Annotated in this window: 26 protein-coding genes; 22 read left to right on the top strand and 4 right to left on the bottom strand. The window is 49.3% G+C overall.

The genetic code is table 11. The annotated features are described in order from the left end of the window. Positions 1 to 14: 14 nt before the first annotated feature. The 19 genes from WA302_RS02750 (at position 15) to WA302_RS02835 (ending at position 15,791) form a co-directional block, all read left to right on the top strand. Complete coding sequence (locus WA302_RS02750) at positions 15 to 185, top strand: hypothetical protein (protein WP_176167126.1); 171 nt, start codon at positions 15 to 17, stop codon at positions 183 to 185. Beyond that, positions 185 to 1,534 (top strand): phage portal protein, encoded by a 1,350-nt coding sequence (locus WA302_RS02755; protein WP_336062723.1) that lies wholly within the window; start codon positions 185 to 187, stop codon positions 1,532 to 1,534. Before WA302_RS02750 ends, WA302_RS02755 begins: the two co-directional genes overlap by 1 nt. After that, complete coding sequence (locus WA302_RS02760; protein WP_336062724.1) at positions 1,531 to 2,433, top strand: hypothetical protein; 903 nt, start codon at positions 1,531 to 1,533, stop codon at positions 2,431 to 2,433. Before WA302_RS02755 ends, WA302_RS02760 begins: the two co-directional genes overlap by 4 nt. Then, on the top strand, positions 2,430 to 2,756 hold the full coding sequence (locus tag WA302_RS02765; protein WP_079451447.1) for a head-tail connector protein: 327 nt from the start codon (positions 2,430 to 2,432) through the stop codon (positions 2,754 to 2,756). The genes WA302_RS02760 and WA302_RS02765 overlap by 4 nt, the downstream gene beginning before the upstream one ends. A gap of 67 nt (positions 2,757 to 2,823) precedes the next feature. After that, entirely contained in the window at positions 2,824 to 3,033 is a 210-nt protein-coding gene (locus WA302_RS02770; protein ID WP_336062726.1) for a hypothetical protein, read from the top strand. 2 nt (positions 3,034 to 3,035) lie between these two features. Beyond that, complete coding sequence (locus WA302_RS02775; RefSeq protein ID WP_336062728.1) at positions 3,036 to 3,368, top strand: phage head closure protein; 333 nt, start codon at positions 3,036 to 3,038, stop codon at positions 3,366 to 3,368. Then, positions 3,361 to 3,843 carry an HK97-gp10 family putative phage morphogenesis protein gene (locus tag WA302_RS02780; protein WP_336062730.1) on the top strand — a complete coding sequence of 161 codons (483 nt, stop codon included), beginning with the start codon at positions 3,361 to 3,363 and terminating at the stop codon, positions 3,841 to 3,843. Before WA302_RS02775 ends, WA302_RS02780 begins: the two co-directional genes overlap by 8 nt. Continuing rightward, positions 3,843 to 4,208, top strand: a complete 366-nt coding sequence (gene gp17, locus WA302_RS02785; RefSeq protein WP_079451443.1) for a tail completion protein gp17 — start codon at positions 3,843 to 3,845, stop codon at positions 4,206 to 4,208. The genes WA302_RS02780 and gp17 overlap by 1 nt, the downstream gene beginning before the upstream one ends. Before the next feature lie 59 nt (positions 4,209 to 4,267). After that, entirely contained in the window at positions 4,268 to 4,765 is a 498-nt protein-coding gene (locus WA302_RS02790) for a phage tail tube protein (protein ID WP_072270288.1), read from the top strand. A 57-nt stretch (positions 4,766 to 4,822) separates the two neighbouring features. Beyond that, positions 4,823 to 5,203: a phage tail assembly chaperone family protein, TAC gene (locus WA302_RS02795; protein WP_336062732.1), complete on the top strand. Its 381-nt coding sequence runs from the start codon at positions 4,823 to 4,825 to the stop codon at positions 5,201 to 5,203. Between the two features lie 11 nt (positions 5,204 to 5,214). Beyond that, positions 5,215 to 5,475, top strand: a complete 261-nt coding sequence (locus WA302_RS25300) for a phage tail assembly protein T (protein ID WP_443018043.1) — start codon at positions 5,215 to 5,217, stop codon at positions 5,473 to 5,475. 41 nt (positions 5,476 to 5,516) lie between these two features. Continuing rightward, a complete protein-coding gene (gene bamE, locus WA302_RS02800) occupies positions 5,517 to 5,876 on the top strand; it encodes an outer membrane protein assembly factor BamE domain-containing protein (RefSeq protein WP_336062734.1) in 360 nt (119 codons plus the stop codon). A 58-nt stretch (positions 5,877 to 5,934) separates the two neighbouring features. Continuing rightward, entirely contained in the window at positions 5,935 to 8,502 is a 2,568-nt protein-coding gene (locus WA302_RS02805) for a phage tail tape measure protein (RefSeq protein WP_336062735.1), read from the top strand. Beyond that, entirely contained in the window at positions 8,502 to 8,972 is a 471-nt protein-coding gene (locus tag WA302_RS02810; RefSeq protein ID WP_336062736.1) for a hypothetical protein, read from the top strand. Before WA302_RS02805 ends, WA302_RS02810 begins: the two co-directional genes overlap by 1 nt. Then, a complete protein-coding gene (locus WA302_RS02815; protein WP_261424705.1) occupies positions 8,969 to 9,448 on the top strand; it encodes a DUF1833 domain-containing protein in 480 nt (159 codons plus the stop codon). Before WA302_RS02810 ends, WA302_RS02815 begins: the two co-directional genes overlap by 4 nt. Before the next feature lie 13 nt (positions 9,449 to 9,461). Beyond that, positions 9,462 to 9,842, top strand: a complete 381-nt coding sequence (locus WA302_RS02820; protein WP_261424704.1) for a nitrite transporter — start codon at positions 9,462 to 9,464, stop codon at positions 9,840 to 9,842. Further along, positions 9,839 to 12,919 carry a host specificity factor TipJ family phage tail protein gene (locus WA302_RS02825; RefSeq protein ID WP_336062739.1) on the top strand — a complete coding sequence of 1,027 codons (3,081 nt, stop codon included), beginning with the start codon at positions 9,839 to 9,841 and terminating at the stop codon, positions 12,917 to 12,919. Before WA302_RS02820 ends, WA302_RS02825 begins: the two co-directional genes overlap by 4 nt. Before the next feature lie 56 nt (positions 12,920 to 12,975). Next, positions 12,976 to 14,997, top strand: a complete 2,022-nt coding sequence (locus WA302_RS02830; protein ID WP_336062741.1) for a hypothetical protein — start codon at positions 12,976 to 12,978, stop codon at positions 14,995 to 14,997. Next, positions 14,994 to 15,791 (top strand): hypothetical protein, encoded by a 798-nt coding sequence (locus WA302_RS02835; RefSeq protein ID WP_336062742.1) that lies wholly within the window; start codon positions 14,994 to 14,996, stop codon positions 15,789 to 15,791. Before WA302_RS02830 ends, WA302_RS02835 begins: the two co-directional genes overlap by 4 nt. Before the next feature lie 12 nt (positions 15,792 to 15,803). Here the strand turns inward: WA302_RS02835 and WA302_RS02840 are convergent, their stop codons facing one another. Continuing rightward, entirely contained in the window at positions 15,804 to 16,043 is a 240-nt protein-coding gene (locus WA302_RS02840) for a hypothetical protein (protein WP_336062743.1), read from the bottom strand. Further along, complete coding sequence (locus tag WA302_RS02845; RefSeq protein ID WP_336062744.1) at positions 16,030 to 17,133, bottom strand: tyrosine-type recombinase/integrase; 1,104 nt, start codon at positions 17,131 to 17,133, stop codon at positions 16,030 to 16,032. The genes WA302_RS02840 and WA302_RS02845 overlap by 14 nt, the downstream gene beginning before the upstream one ends. Positions 17,134 to 17,449: 316 nt before the next feature. Between WA302_RS02845 and pgl the strand changes: the two genes are divergently transcribed. Continuing rightward, complete coding sequence (gene pgl / locus WA302_RS02850) at positions 17,450 to 18,445, top strand: 6-phosphogluconolactonase (RefSeq protein WP_025301912.1); 996 nt, start codon at positions 17,450 to 17,452, stop codon at positions 18,443 to 18,445. Between the two features lie 67 nt (positions 18,446 to 18,512). Here pgl and WA302_RS02855 read toward each other — a convergent pair whose 3' ends face one another. Together WA302_RS02855 and dmeF are read right to left on the bottom strand one after the other, a co-directional pair. Further along, on the bottom strand, positions 18,513 to 18,995 hold the full coding sequence (locus WA302_RS02855) for a kinase inhibitor (protein WP_099816705.1): 483 nt from the start codon (positions 18,993 to 18,995) through the stop codon (positions 18,513 to 18,515). A 32-nt stretch (positions 18,996 to 19,027) separates the two neighbouring features. Next, the gene (gene dmeF, locus WA302_RS02860; RefSeq protein WP_099816706.1) at positions 19,028 to 19,996 is read right to left on the bottom strand and encodes a CDF family Co(II)/Ni(II) efflux transporter DmeF; all 969 of its coding nucleotides are present in this window, start codon (positions 19,994 to 19,996) and stop codon (positions 19,028 to 19,030) included. Between the two features lie 78 nt (positions 19,997 to 20,074). On the opposite strand from dmeF, the gene WA302_RS02865 reads away from it, so the two are divergent. After that, positions 20,075 to 20,350: a metal/formaldehyde-sensitive transcriptional repressor gene (locus WA302_RS02865; protein WP_025301915.1), complete on the top strand. Its 276-nt coding sequence runs from the start codon at positions 20,075 to 20,077 to the stop codon at positions 20,348 to 20,350. Positions 20,351 to 20,352: 2 nt separating this feature from the next. Continuing rightward, on the top strand, positions 20,353 to 20,754 hold the full coding sequence (locus WA302_RS02870; RefSeq protein WP_025301916.1) for a YkvA family protein: 402 nt from the start codon (positions 20,353 to 20,355) through the stop codon (positions 20,752 to 20,754). Positions 20,755 to 20,756 lie beyond the last annotated feature (2 nt).

Below are 20,756 nucleotides of genomic sequence, written 5' to 3' on the forward strand. Positions count from 1 at the left end.
CCCCGCCATTTTGCATGGCAAAAATCAGGTATCTACAGCGCACGCACGATTCTTTTCCAGGTGATGAGAAAAGCGTGAATGATCAGTGCGCCAAAGTTCTGGTGCTGCTGGGCAAGGCTGAGTACATCAGCAACAAACGTGCTGGTGGTCGTTCAAATAATAAAAAAGCTGCGGGGACTGGCTGATGTGGAATCCTTTCCGTAAAAAAGAAAAATCACTGCAACAGCCATCTGGTCAAGGAACTTGGCAGCGTATATTTTCTTTTATTCGTGAGCCTTTTGGTGGTGCATGGCAGAGAAATCTTGAGATAAATAACCAAACCGTAATGTCTTTCTACGCGGTTTTTTCATGCATCTCATTAATTGCAAGCGACATATCAAAGATGCCAGCAAGGCATCAGCGCCGTGACTCTAATGGTGTATGGAAAGATCAGGTAACAGGTTCTATTCCAGCCTTGCTGGAAAAGCCAAATACATTCCAGAATCGGATACAGTTTTTTGAAAATTGGGTAAACTCAAAATTATGTCATGGCAACACCTATGTCATGAAGATTAGAGATAATACCGGTGCCATAAAAGAACTAAGAATACTAGATCCAAACAAAGTAATTCCTCTGGTAGCAGATGATGGATCTGTTTTTTATCAGATCAACCCTGACAATATTGCAGGGTTGCCAACGCAGGTAACAGTTCCGGCGCGGGAAATTATTCACGATAGATTTAATTGCTTTTTTCATCCATTAGTTGGGTTGTCGCCGCTTTATGCAGCTGGGCTTGCTGCTATGCAAGGGCATCATATTCAGGAAAACTCAGCATTCTTCTTTAAGAATGGTGGAAAGCCAAGCGGTGTGATTGAGGTTCCTGGTTCTCTTACTGAGGAAAATGCCAAAAGTATTAAGGCTAACTGGGATACAGGATATACAGGTGAGAATGCTGGTAAGACGGGCATCCTAAGTAATGGAGCAAAATACAATCCAATATCCATGTCTGCAGTTGATGCGCAGATCGTTGAACAGCTAAAAATGACAGCAGAAATTGTCTGCTCAGTTTTTCATGTCCCTTCTTACAAGGTAGGGGTAGGTGATCCACCTTCATATAACAATATTGAAGCGCTGGAACAGCAGTATTACTCACAGTGTCTTCAGATCCTGATTGAGTCTGTAGAGTTACTTCTTGATGAAGCACTTGGCCTATCAGGAAATGAAGGAACTGAGTTTGAAGTAAATGCACTACTACGTATGGATACAGAACGCCGAATTAAAACGCTGGGTGAAGCGGTTAAAAATACCATCATGTCGCCCAACGAAGCCCGTCGCAAAGAGAATCTTCCACCGGTTCCTGGTGGCGATTCTCTGTATCTACAGCAACAGAACTTCAGCCTTGAAGCATTGGCACGCCGAGATGCTTCCGATGATCCGTTCAGCAAAACTGCACCGGCTACCACAAGCCAAGCAGCCAGCGATGATAGTAAGGCGCTGTCAGAACCTGAGTTGAACATTGCCAAGGCCATGATTAGGGGATTATTAGCCAAATGAATGATCGCGACTTATCCATAATCACGGTGATGTCTGAAGAGTTTTCAAAAGCTCTTCTCGGCGTCAAAGAGGATTTCAATAAACGGATTGAAGAACAGCAAGAGACATTTAACAAAGGGATTGCTGAATTGAAAGAGGCCTTTGCCGGCTTAAACCTGGTGACTAAGGAAGATGTAACATTAGCGATTGATGCTGCAGTGGAAGCCATTATTCCACCTGAAATTCCTGAGTTACCCGATGTATCAAAAATGGTTTATGAAGCCATTGCTGAATTGCCTGTGCCGGCAGATGGGAAAAGCCTCACCCCGGAAGATATACGACCATTGCTAAAAGATATGATTGAAGAAGCTGTTTCAGATATCCCAATCCCACGTGATGGTAAAGATGCCGATCCTGAAGTGATAAAAGCGGCGGTTTCCGATGCAATGGCCGCATTGCCAGCACCTGAAACGCCAAAGCCTGGTGCTGACGGCCGCGATGCACTGCAGATTGAAATATTGCCAGGCATTGAAGCAGAGAAGAGTTATCCGAGAGGAAGCTATGCTACGCATAACGGGGGGCTTTGGCGTTCATTCGAAAAAACAGCCGGAATGCGCGGGTGGGAGTGTCTGGTTGATGGCATCTCTGCTGTTGATGTTGCCAATGACGATGAACGAATGTTTACCGTGACAGTCACAAGAGCAAGTGGCGCATGTGAAACAAAAGCGTTCGGTATTCCTGTGATGATTTATCGCGGGGTTTTCAAAGCTGAAAGCAGTTATCAGCCAGGTGACACAGTTACCTGGGGCGGATCGCTCTGGCATTGCGACCAAACAACAGCAGATAAACCAGGCGAGCTCGGATCAAAAGGATGGACACTGGCAGCCAAGCGCGGGCGAGATGGGAAGGATAAATCATGATCGAACTCGTAACGCTGGAAGAAGCAAAGTTACACCTACGCATTGATGACGATTATGGCGACGATGACCTTACCCTGAAAATTCAGGGTGGCAGCGCCGCCATTCTCGCTTATGTGCAGGGAAGCCGGCAGTTGATTGTTGATGATGCCGGGAAATCTATTGATGGTGAGCCGCTTTCCCGAGCTAAAACAGCATTGCTTGTTCTACTTGGTATTTTGGATCGTAACCGAGGCGGTGAAGAAGAAGAAAAATTGAAACAGGGGGAGTTGCCTTTCTCCGTCTCAATGCTTATCTACGATTTGCGCCGACCAAGCATTTTGTGAGGGTATATGGCCTGTGAAGGATGCCGGCGCCGCCGGGAATGGTTAAAGAACTGGTTGAGGATTGCCCATGAACGTGCAACAGGTAAACGCACTGATAGCAGCACTGCAGGAAGAGACGAAGGCAAAGCAGGAACAGACAGCAGCATTAACCCGCCTGGCGGAGTCCAATGAATCGTTGGTCGCTGTTCTGGCCGATGCATTTAGTAGTGATGCTGATCTTATCGAAACGACGTCCATTGATGATCAGCGCCCTAAGTATCTGAGTGCCAGGGGGTAATCATGCAGGCTGGAAAACTGAGCCACCGGATTACCCTGCAGAAACCCGTTAAGGTGCAAGACACCACCTCTGGTGAAATGATCGACACTTGGCAGGATGTGTCTAATCTCTGGGCCGAAGTTTCCCCGCTCTCTGCCCGTGAGTTTGTTGCTGCGCAGGCTATGCAAAATGCAGTTACCACCAGGATTAAAATCCGGTACCGCCAAGATATTTCAGCAAAGTATCGCATTCTGTTTCGCGGGAAAATTTACAACGTTGAAGGCGTTCTGCCAGACCCGGATAGCGGCCTGGAATATTTGACCCTTCCATGCTCAGAGGGTACGAACGATGGCTGATGGCGTTGAATACACCCTCACTGGTGTCGATGAGCTGATGGGTAAACTTGCCTCAATCAGCGATGACATGAAGCGCAAAGGAGGGCGTGCGGCCTTGAGAAAGGCTGCCAACGTTATCGCTAACAGGGCAAAGGCAAATGCTCAGCGACTGGATGATCCAGAAACAGGGCGCAGCATTGCGGACAATATCGCAGTGCGTTGGAATGGCCGCGAATTTAAGAGAAACGGGAACCTGGCTTTTCGAATCGGCGTTCAGCACGGGGCTGTACTGAAAAAACATCCGGATAAAGCCAAAAATGCCCCAACACCACACTGGCGCTTATTGGAGTTCGGTACGGAAAATATGCCGGCTCAACCTTTCATGCGGCCGGCAGCAGAGAACAGCGCCGCCGAGGCATCCAATACGTTCGTTGTGGAATATGGAAAAGCTATCGACAGGGCAATATCCAGAGCAGCCAAGAAAGGGGCCAGATGATGATCGCACCAATTTTTAAAGTCTGCGCCGCCAGTCAGGCTGTAACGGCATTGATTGGAGAAAGTCCGGTTAGGCTCTATCCCTTTGGCCTGCAGGATGACAATGTGGTCTATCCCTATGTCGTTTGGCAGAACATCAGCGGTTCCCCTGAGAATTACCTGGACAAACGCCCCGACGCTGACAGCTACACGCTGCAGGTAGATGTCTATGCCGATACGGTTGCGTCTGCTGCATCCGTGGCCGCAGCGTTGCGTGATGCCATCGAGCCACACGCCTACATTACCAGATGGGGCGGCCAGAGCCGCGACCCAGAAACAAAGCGCTATCGCTATTCCTTCGACGTTGATTGGATAGTGCTTCGTTAACATTCCCAACTTTTCAACATACCGGCCTTGCGCCGGTTTTTTTATGACCGGAGATCACCATGTCTGTATTGACACAAGGCACGCAGTTATATGTGCTCGCTAATGGAGTCGTAAGCGAGATTGAATGTATTACCAACTTTACGGCGGGCGGAAACCCAGCAGATCAAATTGAAAATACATGCCTTTCAGAACGTAAATCTAAGACATATGTGAAAGGTCTGCAGACGCCGGGGCAGGCGTCCGTAACTCTAAACGCGGATCCGGCAAATGCCAGCCATCTGATGCTGCATAACCTGGCTGAGACTGACGATGAAACACCACTTACGTGGGCGTTAGGCTGGTCTGATGGTGAATCTGTACCAACAGCAGCGGCTCCCGGCGCTCCAAACTCTGTAGATGGTCTGTTGTTGCCTGAAGATCGTACCTGGTATGTCTTCCAAGGTTACGTGTCAGATTTCCCGTTCGACTTCCAACAAAATACCGTTGTCAGTACAGCTGCAACTATCCAGCGTTCTGGCCCTGCTGTCTGGGTTCCAAAGGCTCAAGCCGGCAGCTAATCAATCTATCCGCCGGGGCTGAGTGCCCCGCGTTAACTTCTCATTGAGGGTAATGACATGAAATTAACTCTGGAATCGTTGAAAGAACATGGCGCCTTTACCGGTCGCCCGGTAGATAAAGAAATCACCTGGAAGCAGGGTGAGAAAGAACTGACGGCAACGGTGTTTGTACGGCCTTTGGGTTACTACACTGCTCGATCAGATATTCTCGCGGTAGGTGGAAAAGTTGATGGCGTCGCTGGCCGCATCGCAGCTTCGATTTGTGATGAGAATGGCCAGCCAGTATTTACCCCTGCAGATATCACAGGTGAGGCGGATCCGGAGCGTGGTGCTCTAGATGGTAATTTAACGGTGGCATTGCTGGTGGCCATCCAAGAAGTAAATAATTTGGGAAAGACGGAGCCATCAGCGCAGACGACGAAGCCTGGTGCGAATTAGTCCTTAACGGCATCGGCGGTAGGACGGTAGCTGAAGCTCAGGAGCGTCTAAGCCTTTCCGAGTTTCGCCTGTGGATGAAGTACCGTAATAAGTACGGCAGTCTAAACCCCATGATGAGGACTGAGTGGGGCGCCGCGCTGGTGGCCAGTACGATCGCTAATGTAAACAGGGGCAAGAACACACCTCCATTCTTGATCACAGATTTTTCACCACATCTTGAGCATAAAGAAAAAACAATCAGTTTAGACGAAGCGATGAAAGAATGGTCATAACTTGCTACAATACCGTAACTTAATCTAAAAAGGATACGGATATGAAATGGTTTTTGACTTCTATTTTTATTTTGATGCTTTCTGGTTGCGCAAATAAAATTGATTATAATAAAGCCTCTCTTAACCTTGCTTTGGGGATGAGTAAAAGTCAAGTTCAAGGGGTAATGGGGGCTCCGCGGAGGACAGATGTTAATCAAGACAGAGAAAGATGGATATACTGGAATCCTGTTATTGTTGGTTTAACTCCAATCGATAATGAACAGTTGTCTCAAGATAGACTTGTTGTTACGTTTATTGACAACAAAGTTACCAAGTGGGGGCAACAAACTCTTTCGGATGACATTCTAGAATCATCTCAAAAAACAACACAGGCTTATATGGATGCGTTGAATAAGAAGTGATTTTTAATTATGAAACTAAACCCTGCCTCGGCGGGGTTTTTTATTGCCCGGAGTTAGTATGGCTAGCAAGTCTCTTGGTACACTGACAATTGATCTTATCGCCAAAGTAGGCGGTTTTGTTTCAGGCATGGATAAGGCTGAGAGAGCATCTGAAAAGTGGGGTAAGCAAGTTCAAAAAGATGCTGCTGAATCAGGAAAAGCATTGGCTGGGATAGCTAGTGCAGCAGCAGCAGCGGCAACTGCTGTTGGAGTTGCAGGTTATCAATTGCTTAAGTCAACTTCGGAGCAGGTTGCATCAACAGATAAATGGGCAAAGTCTTTAAACATGTCAACCCAAGAGTTGTTGGCATGGCAATTTGCTGCTGAGAAAGCTGGTTTATCCGGCGATAACATGGCTGACATATTCAAAGACCTAGGTGACAAGATTGGCGATGCCGTTTTAAATAAATCAGGTGAAGCTGTCGATGCTTTAAATGCACTTGGATTATCTGCTGAAAAGTTATCAAAGGTATCACCGGATAAGCAACTTCTTGCCATAGGTGATGCATTAGGAAAAATCAGCACAAACTCTGCAAAGATAAATATCCTAGAAGGAATCGGAAACGATCTTTCTAAGATGATACCGCTATTTGATAATAACAATGAAAAATTAAAACAATTCATTCAGCTTGCAAAAAATTACGGTGTTGCCCCAGACCCATCATCAATAGATGATTTGGTGAAAGTAAACGACATTTTTCAAGATATGGAAAGCCAAGTAAAAGGGCTTAAAATTGAAATAGCAACTGGGCTTGCTAAAGTTGATTTGTCACCTCTTCAAGATTCCTTGGATAAGTTAAGAACCGTTCTTACCGATCCTGCTGTTCAGCAAGGGCTGGTGGATTTAGTTAACAATACGGCACAGCTTGCTGGGTGGTTTGTTAAGGTTGCGGCATCTGCCGGTACCCTTCTGAAGTTTCAGAATAATAGAGTATCTGTTCTTGGTGGGAATATAGATACAACAAATGCCGAACAAGTAGTAGGGCGTATAGAACATTTGCAAAACATGATTTCCAAAAGGTCAGGAAACATGTATAGCGAAGATCAATCATTTTTTGGTTGGATCACTGATGATGATGATTCAATTAAAGGACTGACGAAAGAATTAAATGGGCTTCTGTCAGTACAAGAAAAACTTCGCGAAAAAAAATTTGTCGGTAACAATTTACCAACAGGATCTGCAACTGTAGGAACCAATCAATTTAAGTTAGCTGCTGGCGAAACTAATGGAAAGCCAACTCCAAATACGGGGGCAAAAAAACTTGAGTCAGCATTTAAGGCGACAGAATTAAGTTACATGCGCCAGATAGCGCTGATAGAAACCACGGGTAAAAAAACTGCAGAAGTCACAGAAGCTGAAAAGTTACGCTTTGACCTAGCCAGTGGGAAATTAGTTGGTATTAATGCTGAGCAGCAAAAGCGACTGATTCAGTTGGCGGATGAGCTGGACAAACTTCAGGCATTAAAAAAAGCTAATGAAGAGAATTTAAAAGTGGCGGCATTCGCAGCCAATCTGAAATCTTCAAATGATAATGAACGCCAAACCTTAAATACTGACATTATTGGCGCTGGTATGGGTGAAAAAAACCGTACCCGTATGAAAGAATTACTAGGAATACAGCAAGAGTTTATCGCTCAACAGCAAGAGTTGCAGAAGCAATACCAGTCCGGTGACATATCACAGTCACTATACGATAAAGAAACTCAGGTCCTCCAAGATGCACTGAATGAGAGACTTGAAATACAAGAGGATTACTACAAGCGATCCGACGAGATGCGTGATGATTGGTCATCAGGTATTTCTGATGCTCTGATTGATTTTGCTGACCGTTCAAGTGATTACTATTTACAGTCAGCAGATGCGATGACATCTGTTTTGGGTTCAGCCACCGACTCTATATCTGATCATCTCTATGATGTCATCAGCGGTACAGAGTCTATGGGAGAAGCCATTAAAGGTATTTTCTCTGATCTTGGTCAGTCTGTAGTAAAGGCTCTGGTTGATATGGCTGCTCAGTGGATTGTTTATCAGGGGGTTCAATTACTGATAAACAAGACTGCACAAGCTGCAGCAATTCCTGCAATGGTGGCTAATGCACAAGCAACATCATTGCAAGCACAATTAGCAGCTTTTGCCTCAACAGCTGCAATCCCAATCGTTGGCCCGGCAATGGCTCCGGCAGCAATGGCAGCAGCAGCGGCAGTTACTACCCCTATGGTTGCCGCAATATCTGCTGTCGGCCTATCTGGAATGGCACACGACGGTATCGATGCGGTACCAGAAACTGGTACGTGGCTGCTGCAAAAAGGGGAGCGTGTAACGACGGCAGGAACCAGCGCGAAGCTGGATGCAACCCTGGAGAGGGTGAGCCGTGATGCGAATGCTGGTGGAGCAGTTCCAAATATCGAAATCCATACGCAGGTTAATGGTGATCCAGATGCCAGAACATTACAGATGCTGAAGGAAACACAAAGAGCTGCGGTCAAAGAAGCTCTGGAACAAAGCGCATATCAGATAGCAACAGGTCGTGGCGATGTGGGCAAGGCTGTCGGCATGGGGTGGCAAACTAAAAGGAGGACTGGTTAATGGCGATCACCTCAAATATCGATTATCCACATGACTATCTTCCCTTGCCTTTACAGGATGGGTACGGGCTTAAACCTATTAGCCCTTTGCTCAGAACGGCAATGGTTTCTGGCCGAGCCCGTCAGCGCAGGCGCTATACCTCTACACCGACACAAGCCCCTGTCTCCTGGCTCATGAATGATGTGCAGGGCCAGACGTTTGAAGCCTGGTATCGTGATGCTATCAGTGACGGTGCGGCTTGGTTCAATATGACATTGCGCACACCGATCGGAATAAAACCCTATGTTTGTCGGTTCACGGATATTTATGAAGGTCCGGTATTGGTAGGCGGTAAATATTGGCAGTACAGCGCAACGTTAGAGCTTTGGGAGCGCCCACTACCTCCGCCTGGCTGGGGTAACTTCCCCGAGTTCCTCGCAGGCCAGAGCATCATCGATCTTGCTCTTAACCGGGAGTGGCCAGAAGCATGACGGTATTAAATCGGCTTTATGCCTCTTCAGGTTCTGAAGTGATAATACAAACACTCCAGATTGCGGTAGGTGGCGCTACACACTGGCTCACAAGAGGCTGGGATGATGTTACAGCCACGTTGGAAAATGGAGTGTCGGCAACGTTTACCGCATGTGGGATTGATTTATCACTGCCAGCAAGAAACGCAGACGGTACACAGGATCTGAAATTCGCCATCAGCAATATAGATGGTACGGTCTCAAACATGATCCGCGACGCGTTGGGTAATCAGGAAATAGGCACGCTGACTTACCGGCATTACTTATCAACAGATCTCACTGCGCCAGCCTCACCGCCTTTCACGTTAACAATTAAATCTGGTTACTGGACCCCTATCGCGGTGCAGATAACAGCCGGATATATGAATGTACTTGATACAGCATGGCCCCGGCGCCGATATACATTGCCGGATCACCCTGGGCTGCGTTACCTCTAGTAAGGAATTTTCCATGTTTAATCCTGACAAATACCTTTCGGTCACCTGGCTGAAGGGGGGCCGCGCATACCCTGAGCTGGATTGCTTCGGCATCGTTAATGAAATCCGGCGTGATATTGGAATGCCAGCCTGGCCAGATTTCGCAGGGGTAACGAAGGATAACCGCGGGCTTGACAGATCAGCGAAAGAGCTGATGAAAGAGCTAAAAAAATGCTGTCCGGTTGAAGGGGCTGGAATCGTTTGTTACACGGGAAGCTTGGTTGATCACGTAGCAGTTGTGGTCAGCATTGACGGCATTCTTCATGCTGCCGAGTGTAATCCCAAATCAAACGTAACTTTTCTGCCGCTAACGCGGTTTGAGCGCCGATTTGTGAAAGTGGAGTATTACCAGTGACGATCCGCATTTACCCATCACGACTTCCCGGCGAGCCACTGGAAACCCACGAACACAGTGCTATGACACTGCATCAGTGGTTTGTCGATAATGTGACTGATTACAAAAATGAAATGCGGCAACCAGTAGCAGTGGAGGTTAACGGGAAATCCGTTTCTCCTGATGAATGGCCGCTATATCACATAAGTTATGAAACTGATGTCAGGATATACCCAATCCCATATGCGACCGGAGCCGTTGTAGCTGCATGGACTGCTGTGGCGGTTGCAGTAGCTTCAGCTGCATATTCGCTGATCATGATGTCTCGAATGAATAAAGACGGCATGGGTTCTGCAAATGGTGGTGATTCGCTGGATCTGTCGCCGGCAAAAGCGAATACAGCAAAATTGGGTGATCCGATCCGCGAAGTCCTGGGTAGAGACCGTGTTTTTCCTGATTATCTTGTTCAACCTGTTAGTCGTTTTGATAGCAGCAACCCGCAGATATATCGAACAGAAATGTTTCTCTGTATCGGTGTTGGAAACTTTGCGATTAATCAATCCACTATAAAAATTGGTAATACGCCAGTGGGCAGTTTTGGCGAGGATGTAAGCTACACCATTTATCCTCCTGGGGCTGATGTTGGTGGCGATCCCCGTTCTGAAAACTGGTATGCATCGACTGAGGTTGGCGGGACTACTTCTGGCACCGCTGGGTTAGATCTGGCGTCCACAGGCCCAGACTCAGTGAGCATTACTGCAGACGCGATAAGTGTGTCAGGTAATGCACTTTCAGTTATCGGTGCCGGTAGCGATACCGGTGATGCTGTCATTCCTGATTCCTGGGTAGTTGGAACAGACCTGACCATCCAGGCACCGGATACTTTCACAGTTGCAATAGAGGCTGGGCGAAATGTTATCTACGGGGATTTTTCAGAGTTAAACCCATCGGTAGGTTTGCCGGTATCTATGACCTGGAATGGAACAAGAATTGACTTATTCATCTCAGTTTACGATCCGGGTTCGCCGGCGGTACCAGGTGTTGGTGGTAATGCGGCCAGCATAACGGCATCAGCCGCGCCTACTACCTACGATTTCAGCACCACACCTTTATCATTTACGTTAGCCTGGGCAGGTATCAATTATGTGATATCGCTGACGGCTAACTATGTGACGATGGGGGGGCTGACTGAAGAGATAGAGGATCAACTTTCCGGGTCTGGTTTGGATGTTTCCGCTGTAGATACGAAGATAGTGATCAGGGAAAGAGAAAGCCCCTTCAGTGGTAACAGCATAGGATTTAGTGTGCTCCCTTCAGTGTTATTTGGTAGTTCGCCAGTAGTCATTGCGGGTACCGCATCAACCGGAGGAACGCCAGCAGTAAGTGAACATATCGCTTTGGCTTGGGGGAGTGCGGCGGGGGACGCCTTTGTGGGGATCCCAACAGGGTCGCAGCGGCTCGCGTTGGGTCTGAAAGGTTACCGATATCGCATTACCGATATAGACGGACAAACTATTAGCGTTGAACGTCTGACGGATAATTCTGATGGCTCAACAACCGTTGATCCTGGCTGGCCAGGATTCACCGGGCGTACCTTGCTGGATGCTACGGTAACCGGCCTGAACGATGATTATGATTGGATGGGGCCATTCCTCTGCTGTCCTCAAAATGAGAAAACGACACAGATCGAACTCAACTTTGTTTATCCGCAGGGCCTTTGTGATGTGGGTAGCAAGGACGGCGCCATTCACTGGCATGATGTTGCGATGACGCTGCAGTATCGTCTGTCAGGATCTGATGACTGGACTAGCGTTCAGATCCAGCATGGTAACAACACGGTGAACGAGGTGGGTTATACCGAAAAGGTGACGTTCCCAGCATTGGGTAATTACGAAGTCAGGATGAAGCGTGATACGCCAGTGTGGGGAGGGACAACGCGGGACTCGGTACAGTGGCAAGCTATGCGGGCCAAGCTAGCCGCACGCAAAACGAGTTATCGAGATATCACTACGATCGGTTTAACCATTCGTACCGGTAACCGTCTAGCTGCACAATCCGATCGCCGCATCAATATGGTGGCAACACGGCTTTATGATGGCCATACCTCTCGCAGTATCAGTGGCGCGTTTTATCACGTGTTGAAAGACCTGGGATACACGGACAGCCAGATCGATTATGCAGCAATTAATTCTCTTGAAAATACGTATTGGACGCCACGCGGGGAAACTTTCGATTGGTCTGCCGGCAGCGATAACACTTCTGCTCTTGAGGTATTGCAAAGGATAGCTAACGCGGGAATGGGATATTTCCTGCTAAGCGACGGTTTAGCGTCTGCCGGTAGAGAGGGTATCAAAAACTGGTCAGGTGTTATCAGTCCGCAAGAACAAACAGAAGAGCTTCAAACCGGCTTTAAGGCGTTGTCACAAGATGACTATGATGGGGTCGATGTTACCTACATTAACGCCACCACGTGGGCAGAGGAAACCATTCAGTGTCGTTTGAGTGATAACACAACACCTGTGAAGGTGGAGGATTACACGCTGGATGGAGTGCAAGATCCAGACAGGGCTTACCGTATCGGCATGCGGCGGCTGATGAAGTATACCCATCAGCGGTTAACGCATTCTACGAGCACTGAAATGGACGCTCTATGTTACAACTTTGGCGATCGCATCGTTCTGACCGATGACATACCTGGCAGCAAAACGATCAGTTGTCTGGTGGTAGATGAAAAGCACGATGCCAATACGGTGAGTATCCAGGTTAGCGAACCTCTCGACTGGTCATTTGAAAATCCACGTTGCCTGCTGCGTTTCCAAGATGGATCTGCATCAGTTCTGCTGGTACCAGCACGTATTGATGATTACACATTTTCAGTGGCCAACACGGCTGATGTTCGGCTAGATGAATGGATCATGAATGACCCAGCAGTAGAACCACCCAGGGTTGTTTTTTGCTCGTCGAACCGTGTTGGATATGACGCAATCATGGATGTTATCGACCCCGGCGATGATGGAACATGCCAGGTGAAAGCCCTGCAGTATACCCCTTTGCTTTATCAATACGACGACGCTATTTATCCAGGCGACACTCAGTAATTAAATGCATATCCCAATAACCCGCTTCGGCGGGTTTTCTCATTTATGAGGCCAAGATGACCAGATTTAATACCAATAACCCTATAGGGCCAGATGGATCTTCAGATCCAAGAGATTTATTTGATAACGCCTCTGTATTAGATAAGCTTTTAAATTCTGATAATGATAAAGAACCTAGCCGGTTAGGTATACCGCTTGAAACGTGGCATGCAGTGGTAAAGTACGCATCTCTTTTAAGTGACCCGTATGCGACTCTTGAGCTTGCTCAAACTGATGTTAATAACGGGAATGTACCAAATAATGCAGTAATATCTGTCATCTCTCCAGATGATGATAAGGCAATAATTTTTTATAAGAATAACAATGGGACTTTGGTATCAACTGGTAAATCAATCGCAGATGCCAGTGCAATTGAAAAAATATCAAACATCCTTCAGACATTTCAGACAAATGAATACGGCGCGTTACTACAGGACAGTATCGGAAACGTATTGTTCGAATTCCTGCTGAATGGTGGGATGGGCTCAAGCGCGTTTAACATATCCAAAGATGGTTTCTCTTGTGGCGGGTATTCTGTCATGACCAACACCAGCGGTAACATTATTGTTTATGACGGCATCGGTAACGTGCTGATCGATACATCCATTAATAACAGCAAGCCTGATTACTCACTTGAAGTGATGGACATGCAGAACAAGCTATATGCGCAGTCGCTTAAGAAACCAATCAGCAGCTCTATCGCCGCACCTGTTTATCAATGGAATATCTATATCGGGTACGGTCAAAGCTTTATGAGCGGGTGGCAGGCGTGGAGAGATCAGACACGTGAACCAATTGAGCCAGGTAATGTTTTAATGCTTGGTGATTCTGTACGCGGAAACTCAATAGAGGGCACGTACAATCCCCTTGGTTCGGCGGTGCTAAAAGACTTGGTTTCAGTGACGCAGACAACTGGAAGCCCATCTGTAGCGATGAACGACGCTGATATTGACGTATTGGAGAGAGGTGCAAATAACCCAGGTGAAGAAATCACTGTTGCTGCAGTAAACTTCCAACGCGTTTTACAGCGAAAGTATCGTGGGATTTTTGTTGATAACGAGAGAAAAATTATTGTTATCAATGCTGCGGTTCCTGGTCGAACCATAAAACAGCTATCGAAAGGTGCTAGTACAGGCCACTTCGAAAACCGTGTTGTACGCGCTTTGCAACTCATAAAAAATAACCTTCCTGCCGGTGACACAGCCGCACTAGTAACGTTTATGTATAGTGGCAATGAGTACGACTACGACGCAAGCAAACCAGAATCAACGCCGAATAAGGATGAGTGGAAGCAGAAGTTTCTTACATTGATCAATGACGTTGAAGATGCCGGGCGCTCCATCTTTGGTCGCGGAGATAAACTGGCGGTGTTCACAGAGCAAACTGGTGGCTGGTGGACTTTCGATAGCACCAATCAATCCATCGGTCAGGCCCAAATCGAACTTGACGAAGAACACGAAAACATCACTTTGTGCAAGCCGTCATATTTTGAGACTGATAAAGCATCACACCGTGACAATAATGGCATACGCTGGGCGTCTATGTTTTTCGGAAAAGCTATGCACATGGTGCTAGATCGTCGCCAAGCATTCTTTTCAAATAAAATTATTTGGGCTAAATGTTATGGTACTACTTGCCTGTTTGGCTACCGTGTTTGGGAGCCACCATTACAGTTTAAGCCAACGTATTACTTAACTAATGAGGCTGCTGGTGGTGTTATTTTTGCCAACAAAGGTTTCTTAGCAAAAGACGATGCTGGGGATTTGACTATTTACAATGTAAAGATCGCTGCTGATACGATCGTTAGCGCCGAACTTAATCGCGTGCCTGTAGGGCAACTGAAAATAACCTATGCTCCAAAGGCCACTTACGATGGCCAAGGTAATGTATGCGATTCTGATGATTCTGAATCCCTGTATTCATACAAATATACTGAGACAAAATACCCAGAAACAAACATTCCAGCCTTGGTAGATAAGCCATACCCACAGAATAACTTTGCTTTAGCGCAAATCATTTACCCGGAGATTATTTCATGACCACAGGAATTTCAGTTCGCGTACCAGAGGCAGACTGGGGATCAACTCGCGCATGGTTCAAACCACCACTGGATGAAACGTTAGGCGGCTGGGGGTACATCAATCTTTTCGGGACTACGGAAAAACTTGAGCAGAACCTTTCGCGTAACATGCCAGGCGGCATCGTTACTGGCACACCAGTGCGCAATACCAATAGCGCACTTTTCCGCCTTAAGCAAAACTTCATTGATACCCAGGTGGCACAGGTGTATGCAATGACATTCTTCGCTATTGCTAAAACGTCGCGGACTCTTGCAAACCAGAAGATCGGTAACGAATTCATCATCTCAAATAACCTGAGCAATGGGCCAGATGGTGGCACTAACGGAACATCGCTGTATTTTTCTGATCATGGTGACGATGGAAAAATGAACGTCACGCTCGCGGTAACGCAAACATCGCAGCCGCCAGGAACGCCGGGAACAGGTACAACTACACAGCTATCAATCAGCATCCCAATCACGGACAAGCCTATCGTCATCATTGGGAGTTATTCTGCTGCTGAAAATGTCATGCGTATTATCGTTAACGGTCAGGCTACTCAGGCGACGCTACCTATTAACTCGGCGACGTCAATTCAGCGAGGGGCTCCACCGCGAGTAGGCTCAATTGGGCAAAACACTGGCACACCTGGCACGCGTGATATTGAAGTGTTTGCAGCAGCGCTGCTCACAAGGAAAATTTCGGCAGCGGAAGAAACTACGTTTACCGAGTGGGGGTATCACTATCTTGATGTTAAAGCCGTGCCGCGTTGAAGTTTAAGCCGGCTATTTAAAAAGCTTGTAGTAGTCAAACTCCATCGCAGCCTCAACAGCGCTACCTTGGGTTGCGAATGGAGTTTCTGATATGAGTGGCCAGCGTCCTTTATGCAGAAAGTAGACCCAGAACTTTCCTTCCTCATCTTCACGCAATGCGAACATGGGAGGGCTGTTGATCGTTGGTGACGGGTACCGGTCGTTTTCTGTCAGAAGAAAAATCTGACGCCCATTTATTTTAAGGCTGCCCATTGATTTTCTTGGCCTCCTGTAGCGCTGCGAACTTCTCATGAAGCGATTTTGGATACAGCTCTGTATAGACTTGCCAAAGCGTATTAAGATTTTTGTGGCCAGTCACTTGGGCAACTTCTTCAATACTAAATCCTGCCTCAAAAAGCCTACTGGCCCCCTCTCTTCTAAGATCGTGGTATCGCAGGTCTTCTATCCCAAGCTTATCTTTCACTTGTACAAAAGCCACACTGATGGATTTTTCGTTAAACGGGAAAATGAACTTTGATGTTCTTTTCTGCCGCATGACGATTTCCCAAGCTTCTCCCAAGAGAGGGACGCTCATATGGTTACCTATCTTCTTTCTTGGATCCTTCCTGTTTCTTACCAGCACAGACTTTTGAACATGGTCAACATCATCCCACTCTATGCGGCAAATTTCGCCAATACGCATACATGACAGGATAGAAAAATTAAAAATATCCACAAAGGGTATTCTTGAACGAGGGTTTTCTTGCCTTTTTAAAAGCTCTTCAGTGAGAGTCTTGATCTCATTTTTATCAGGCCGACGGGATCGCCTATTGGATTTCGAGATCAAACCCATATTGGACAGCAGGGGTCTAGCCTCATCGATAGGGTTAGATGTGTAGTCAATGCCATAAATAGGTTTTGCTGCTTTTAATACTGTGCCTAGGTAGCTCAAGTCATGTGAAACCGTCGAAGGCGAGGAGCCTGAAGCAACGCGGCTTCTGCAGTGATCGATGATGTCGTTTGCTTGCAGCTTTGAAAGAGTTGATCCACCTATTTCTGACGTGAGTAATTTGTTAAGGATTGACGTTTTATCCTTTCCAGCTTTGCCGCCTGTTTTCGGATCATCGATGTATTTTTGAATGAGTTCAGCAACGGTGATCTTGTCGGCATCACTTGCATTTGGGATACCATTCCTTTCCAATTCGGCTACACGGTTAATCCCCCACGTCTTGGCGTGGGCTTGCTTGGTGAAGGTTCTGTTTTCACGAAACACATAGCGACCTTTTTCACGTACACCGACTGTGCATCTATACCTGGTTGTACCGTCTGCCTTGGTTCTTTTTTCGATGCTGTAATAGGCCATAGAGTAACCACTTTGTGGGGTGCTTTGGGGGTGCTGTTAGGGGTGCTGATGATGGGAAAATACATTAAAGCCGATTGTAATGCATTAAAATAAAGCAATTTAATTAGTGCATTACATGTTGATGTGATTGGTTTTTATATAAAAGCACTGTATTTACATACAGTTATAAATCCGATGGTACACCGGATAGCCAACGGAGAAAACCGCGTGAACATCCGGTGCTAAGCAGGGTTGCCATGCGACGGATGTGCGGTAAGCTAGGAGCAATCGAACGGCCTGAAACCGGTTCCTCTTTTACCCTTTGCAAGGAGAACACATGAAGCAAATCGTTTATGTCGCCAGCCCGGAGAGCCAGCAGATCCACGTCTGGCAGTTGGACGACGCCGGCGCGCTGGCGCTGCTGCAAACCGTTGACGTGCCGGGCCAGGTGCAGCCGATGACCCTTCATCCGGACAAGACCCACCTGTACGTCGGCGTGCGTCCGGCGTTCGGCATCGTCAGCTACCGCATCGAGGCGGACGGCACGCTGCAGCAGGCGGGCATGGCGCCGTTGCCGGGCAGCCCGACCCATATCTCCACCGATCTGCAGGGGCGTTACCTGTTCTCCGCCTCCTACAGCGGCAACTGCGCCAGCATCAGCCCGATCGGCCACGACGGCGTGGTGACGGCGCCTATTCAGCAGATTGACGGCCTGAACGCGCCGCACTCGGCGAACATCGACCCGACCAACCAACTGGTGCTGGTGCCGTGTCTGAAAGAGGACCGCATCCGCCTGTTCAACCTGAGCCTGGCGGGCCAGCTGACGCCGCACGTGCAGGAGGCGGTGGATATCGCCGCCGGCGCCGGTCCGCGCCATATGGCATTCCACCACAACGACAAGTTCGCCTACTGTGTCAATGAGCTGAACGGCACGGTGGACGTGCTGGCCATTTCGGAAAACGGCGGCAAATACACCGTGACGCAGACGCTGGATATCATGCCGGCCGACTTCGACGGCACCCGCTGGGCGGCGGACATTCATATCACGCCGAACGGCCGTTTCCTGTACACCAGCGATCGTACCGCCAGCATTCTGACCCTCTTCAGCGTTTCCGAAGACGGCGGCACGCTGAGCGTGGTCGGCTATTATCCGACCGAAACGCAGCCGCGCGGTTTCAATATCGATCACAGCGGCCGCTTTGTGATTTCGTCCGGCCAGAAGTCCGATCACATCGCGGTGCATGAAATTGACCAGGCCAGCGGCGAGCTGACCACGCTGGCACGTTATCCGGTGGGCAAAGGCCCGATGTGGGTCAGCGTGCTGGCGAAGTAATTCGGCGGTCAGACGAGTATGGAAAAAGCGCGGTTCGGTTGAGCCGCGCTTTTTTATGGGTGGGAGATCAGTTGAACATCACTGTCAGCGTGGCGCTGCCGAGGCTGTGGAAATGCACGTTAAAGCCCACCAGCGCGCCGCTGGAACCTTCATCCACCTCAATGCTTTCTACGTCCAGCGCATGCACGGTGAACTGATAGCGGTGGCTTTCGCCATTCGGCGGCGCTGCGCCGCCGTAACCGGTCGAGCCGAAGTCGGTACGGGTTTGCAGCGCGGCGCTCGGCAGCGGCGCTTTACCGGAGCCTGCGCCCTGCGGCAGCTCACGCACGTCGGCCGGAATATTGGCCACCACCCAGTGCCACCAGCCAGAGCCGGTCGGGGCATCGGGATCGTACAGGGTGACGACGAAGCTCTTGGTGCCGGCGGGCACGCCGTCCCAGGCCAGGTGCGGCGACAGGTTATCGCCGTGGTAGCCCATGCCGTTGAAGACCTGCGTCTGCGGCATTGTGCCGCCGTCCTGCAGATCGTTGCTGTACAAACGAAAAGCCATAATGACTCCCAGTTGTCGATAAACGCGGACCCTTAAGCTAGATCTTTTCGGTGGAACAATACAACCCCTTGCGCCAACGGCGGACGGTTGATCTCGACAGTGACATGCACCAGTTCGGGATGCGTGGCCAACAGTTGGCGCACCCGATCGGCGGTGAGGGCGCGATCGGCGCTGCTCAGGGCGAGGACGCAATGATATTTTCCTTTGCCGATGCGGCCTACATGCAGATCGGTCAGCGTGAGCGCGTGGCCGGAAGCGGCCAGGGCCTGGCGGATGTCTTGCGCCACGGGGGCGTCCATTTCGGCATCCAGCAAAATCTTTCCGCTATCGCGCATCAGGCTATAGGCCCAGGCGGCCACCATCACCGCGCCGACGATGCCCATCAGCGGATCGAGCCAGGCGGCGCCCCAAAGCTTACCGCCGAACAGCGCGATGAGCGCCAGTACCGAGGTGGCGGCGTCGGCGAGCACGTGAACATAGGCGGAACGCAGGTTGAGGTCATGATGAGTGTCGTCGTGGTCATCCCCGTGATGATGATGATGGCCGCCACCGCGCAACAGCCAGGCGCAGAGCAGGTTGACGGCCAGCCCGATCGCGCCGATGGCGATGGCTTCGTTGTAATGAATCGGGCTGGGATTCAGCAGCCGCTGCCCAGACTGAAACAGCATCAGCGCCGCCACCAGCACCAACAACACCGCGCTGGTGTAACCGGCCAGCACTTCGATCTTCCAGGTGCCGAGGCTAAAGCGGCGATCTTTGGCCAGCCGGCGTGCGGCGCCGTAAGCCAGCACCGACAGGCCCAGCGCCAGCGCGTGCGAACTCATGTGCCAGCCGTCGGCCAGCAGCGCCATCGAGTTAAACAGCCAGCCGCCGGCGATCTCGATAGCCATCATACTGGCGGTGAGTATCACCGCCCATCTGGTGTTTCTTTCGGCCAATGGGTTACCATCGTCAAAAACGTGGCTGTGTTCGCGGTGCAAAACGGGCGCGTGAGACGTCATGGTGAAGTTCCTCAGCAAAAGATAGTGTGCTGAAATATACTATACCCCAGTATAGTAAATAACAATCAGGCGGAAATGATGAGCCATACCCACAGAGATCAAAAGAAGCTGTTGGCGCGGGTGCGCCGCATTAAAGGGCAGGCCGAAGCGCTGGAACGCGCGCTGGAGAGCGGCGGCGAATGTTCGGCTGTTCTGCAGCAGATCGCGGCGGTGCGCGGCGCGGTCAACGGTTTGATGGCGCAGGTGCTGGAAGGGCATGTGCGCGAACATCTGGCTGCCGCGGACGCTACGCCGCAGCAGCGCGAGCAGGACATCGAGCAATTGATGACCGTTTTACGTTCTTATATGAAGTAATCATGATTTCACTGAAAAAACGCACGCCGTGGTTCGGCTGGCTGCGCCGTTGGGCCAAAGGCATCAAGCGCGATATTTACGCGCTGTGGCTGGCCGCCCGTGATAAGCGCACCCCGTGGTACGCCAAGCTGATCGCGCTGCTGGTGGCCGGCTATGCGATCTCGCCGATCGATTTGATCCCGGATTTTATTCCGGTGTTGGGCTATCTGGACGATGTGATCATCGTGCCGTTGGGCATCATGCTGGCGGTTCGCCTGATCCCCAAGCCGCTGATGGCCGAGCTGCGCGAGAAGGCGCAAAAACGCGTCGACAACCCCACCGGCCGCATGGCGGCGGCGATGATCATTTTACTCTGGCTGCTGTGCCTGGGGTTGCTGGCCCGCTATCTGGACCAGCATTGGTAAGG

The organism is Serratia sp. 201 (genome assembly GCF_037027545.1).
Taxonomy (GTDB): domain Bacteria; phylum Pseudomonadota; class Gammaproteobacteria; order Enterobacterales; family Enterobacteriaceae; genus Serratia; species Serratia bockelmannii.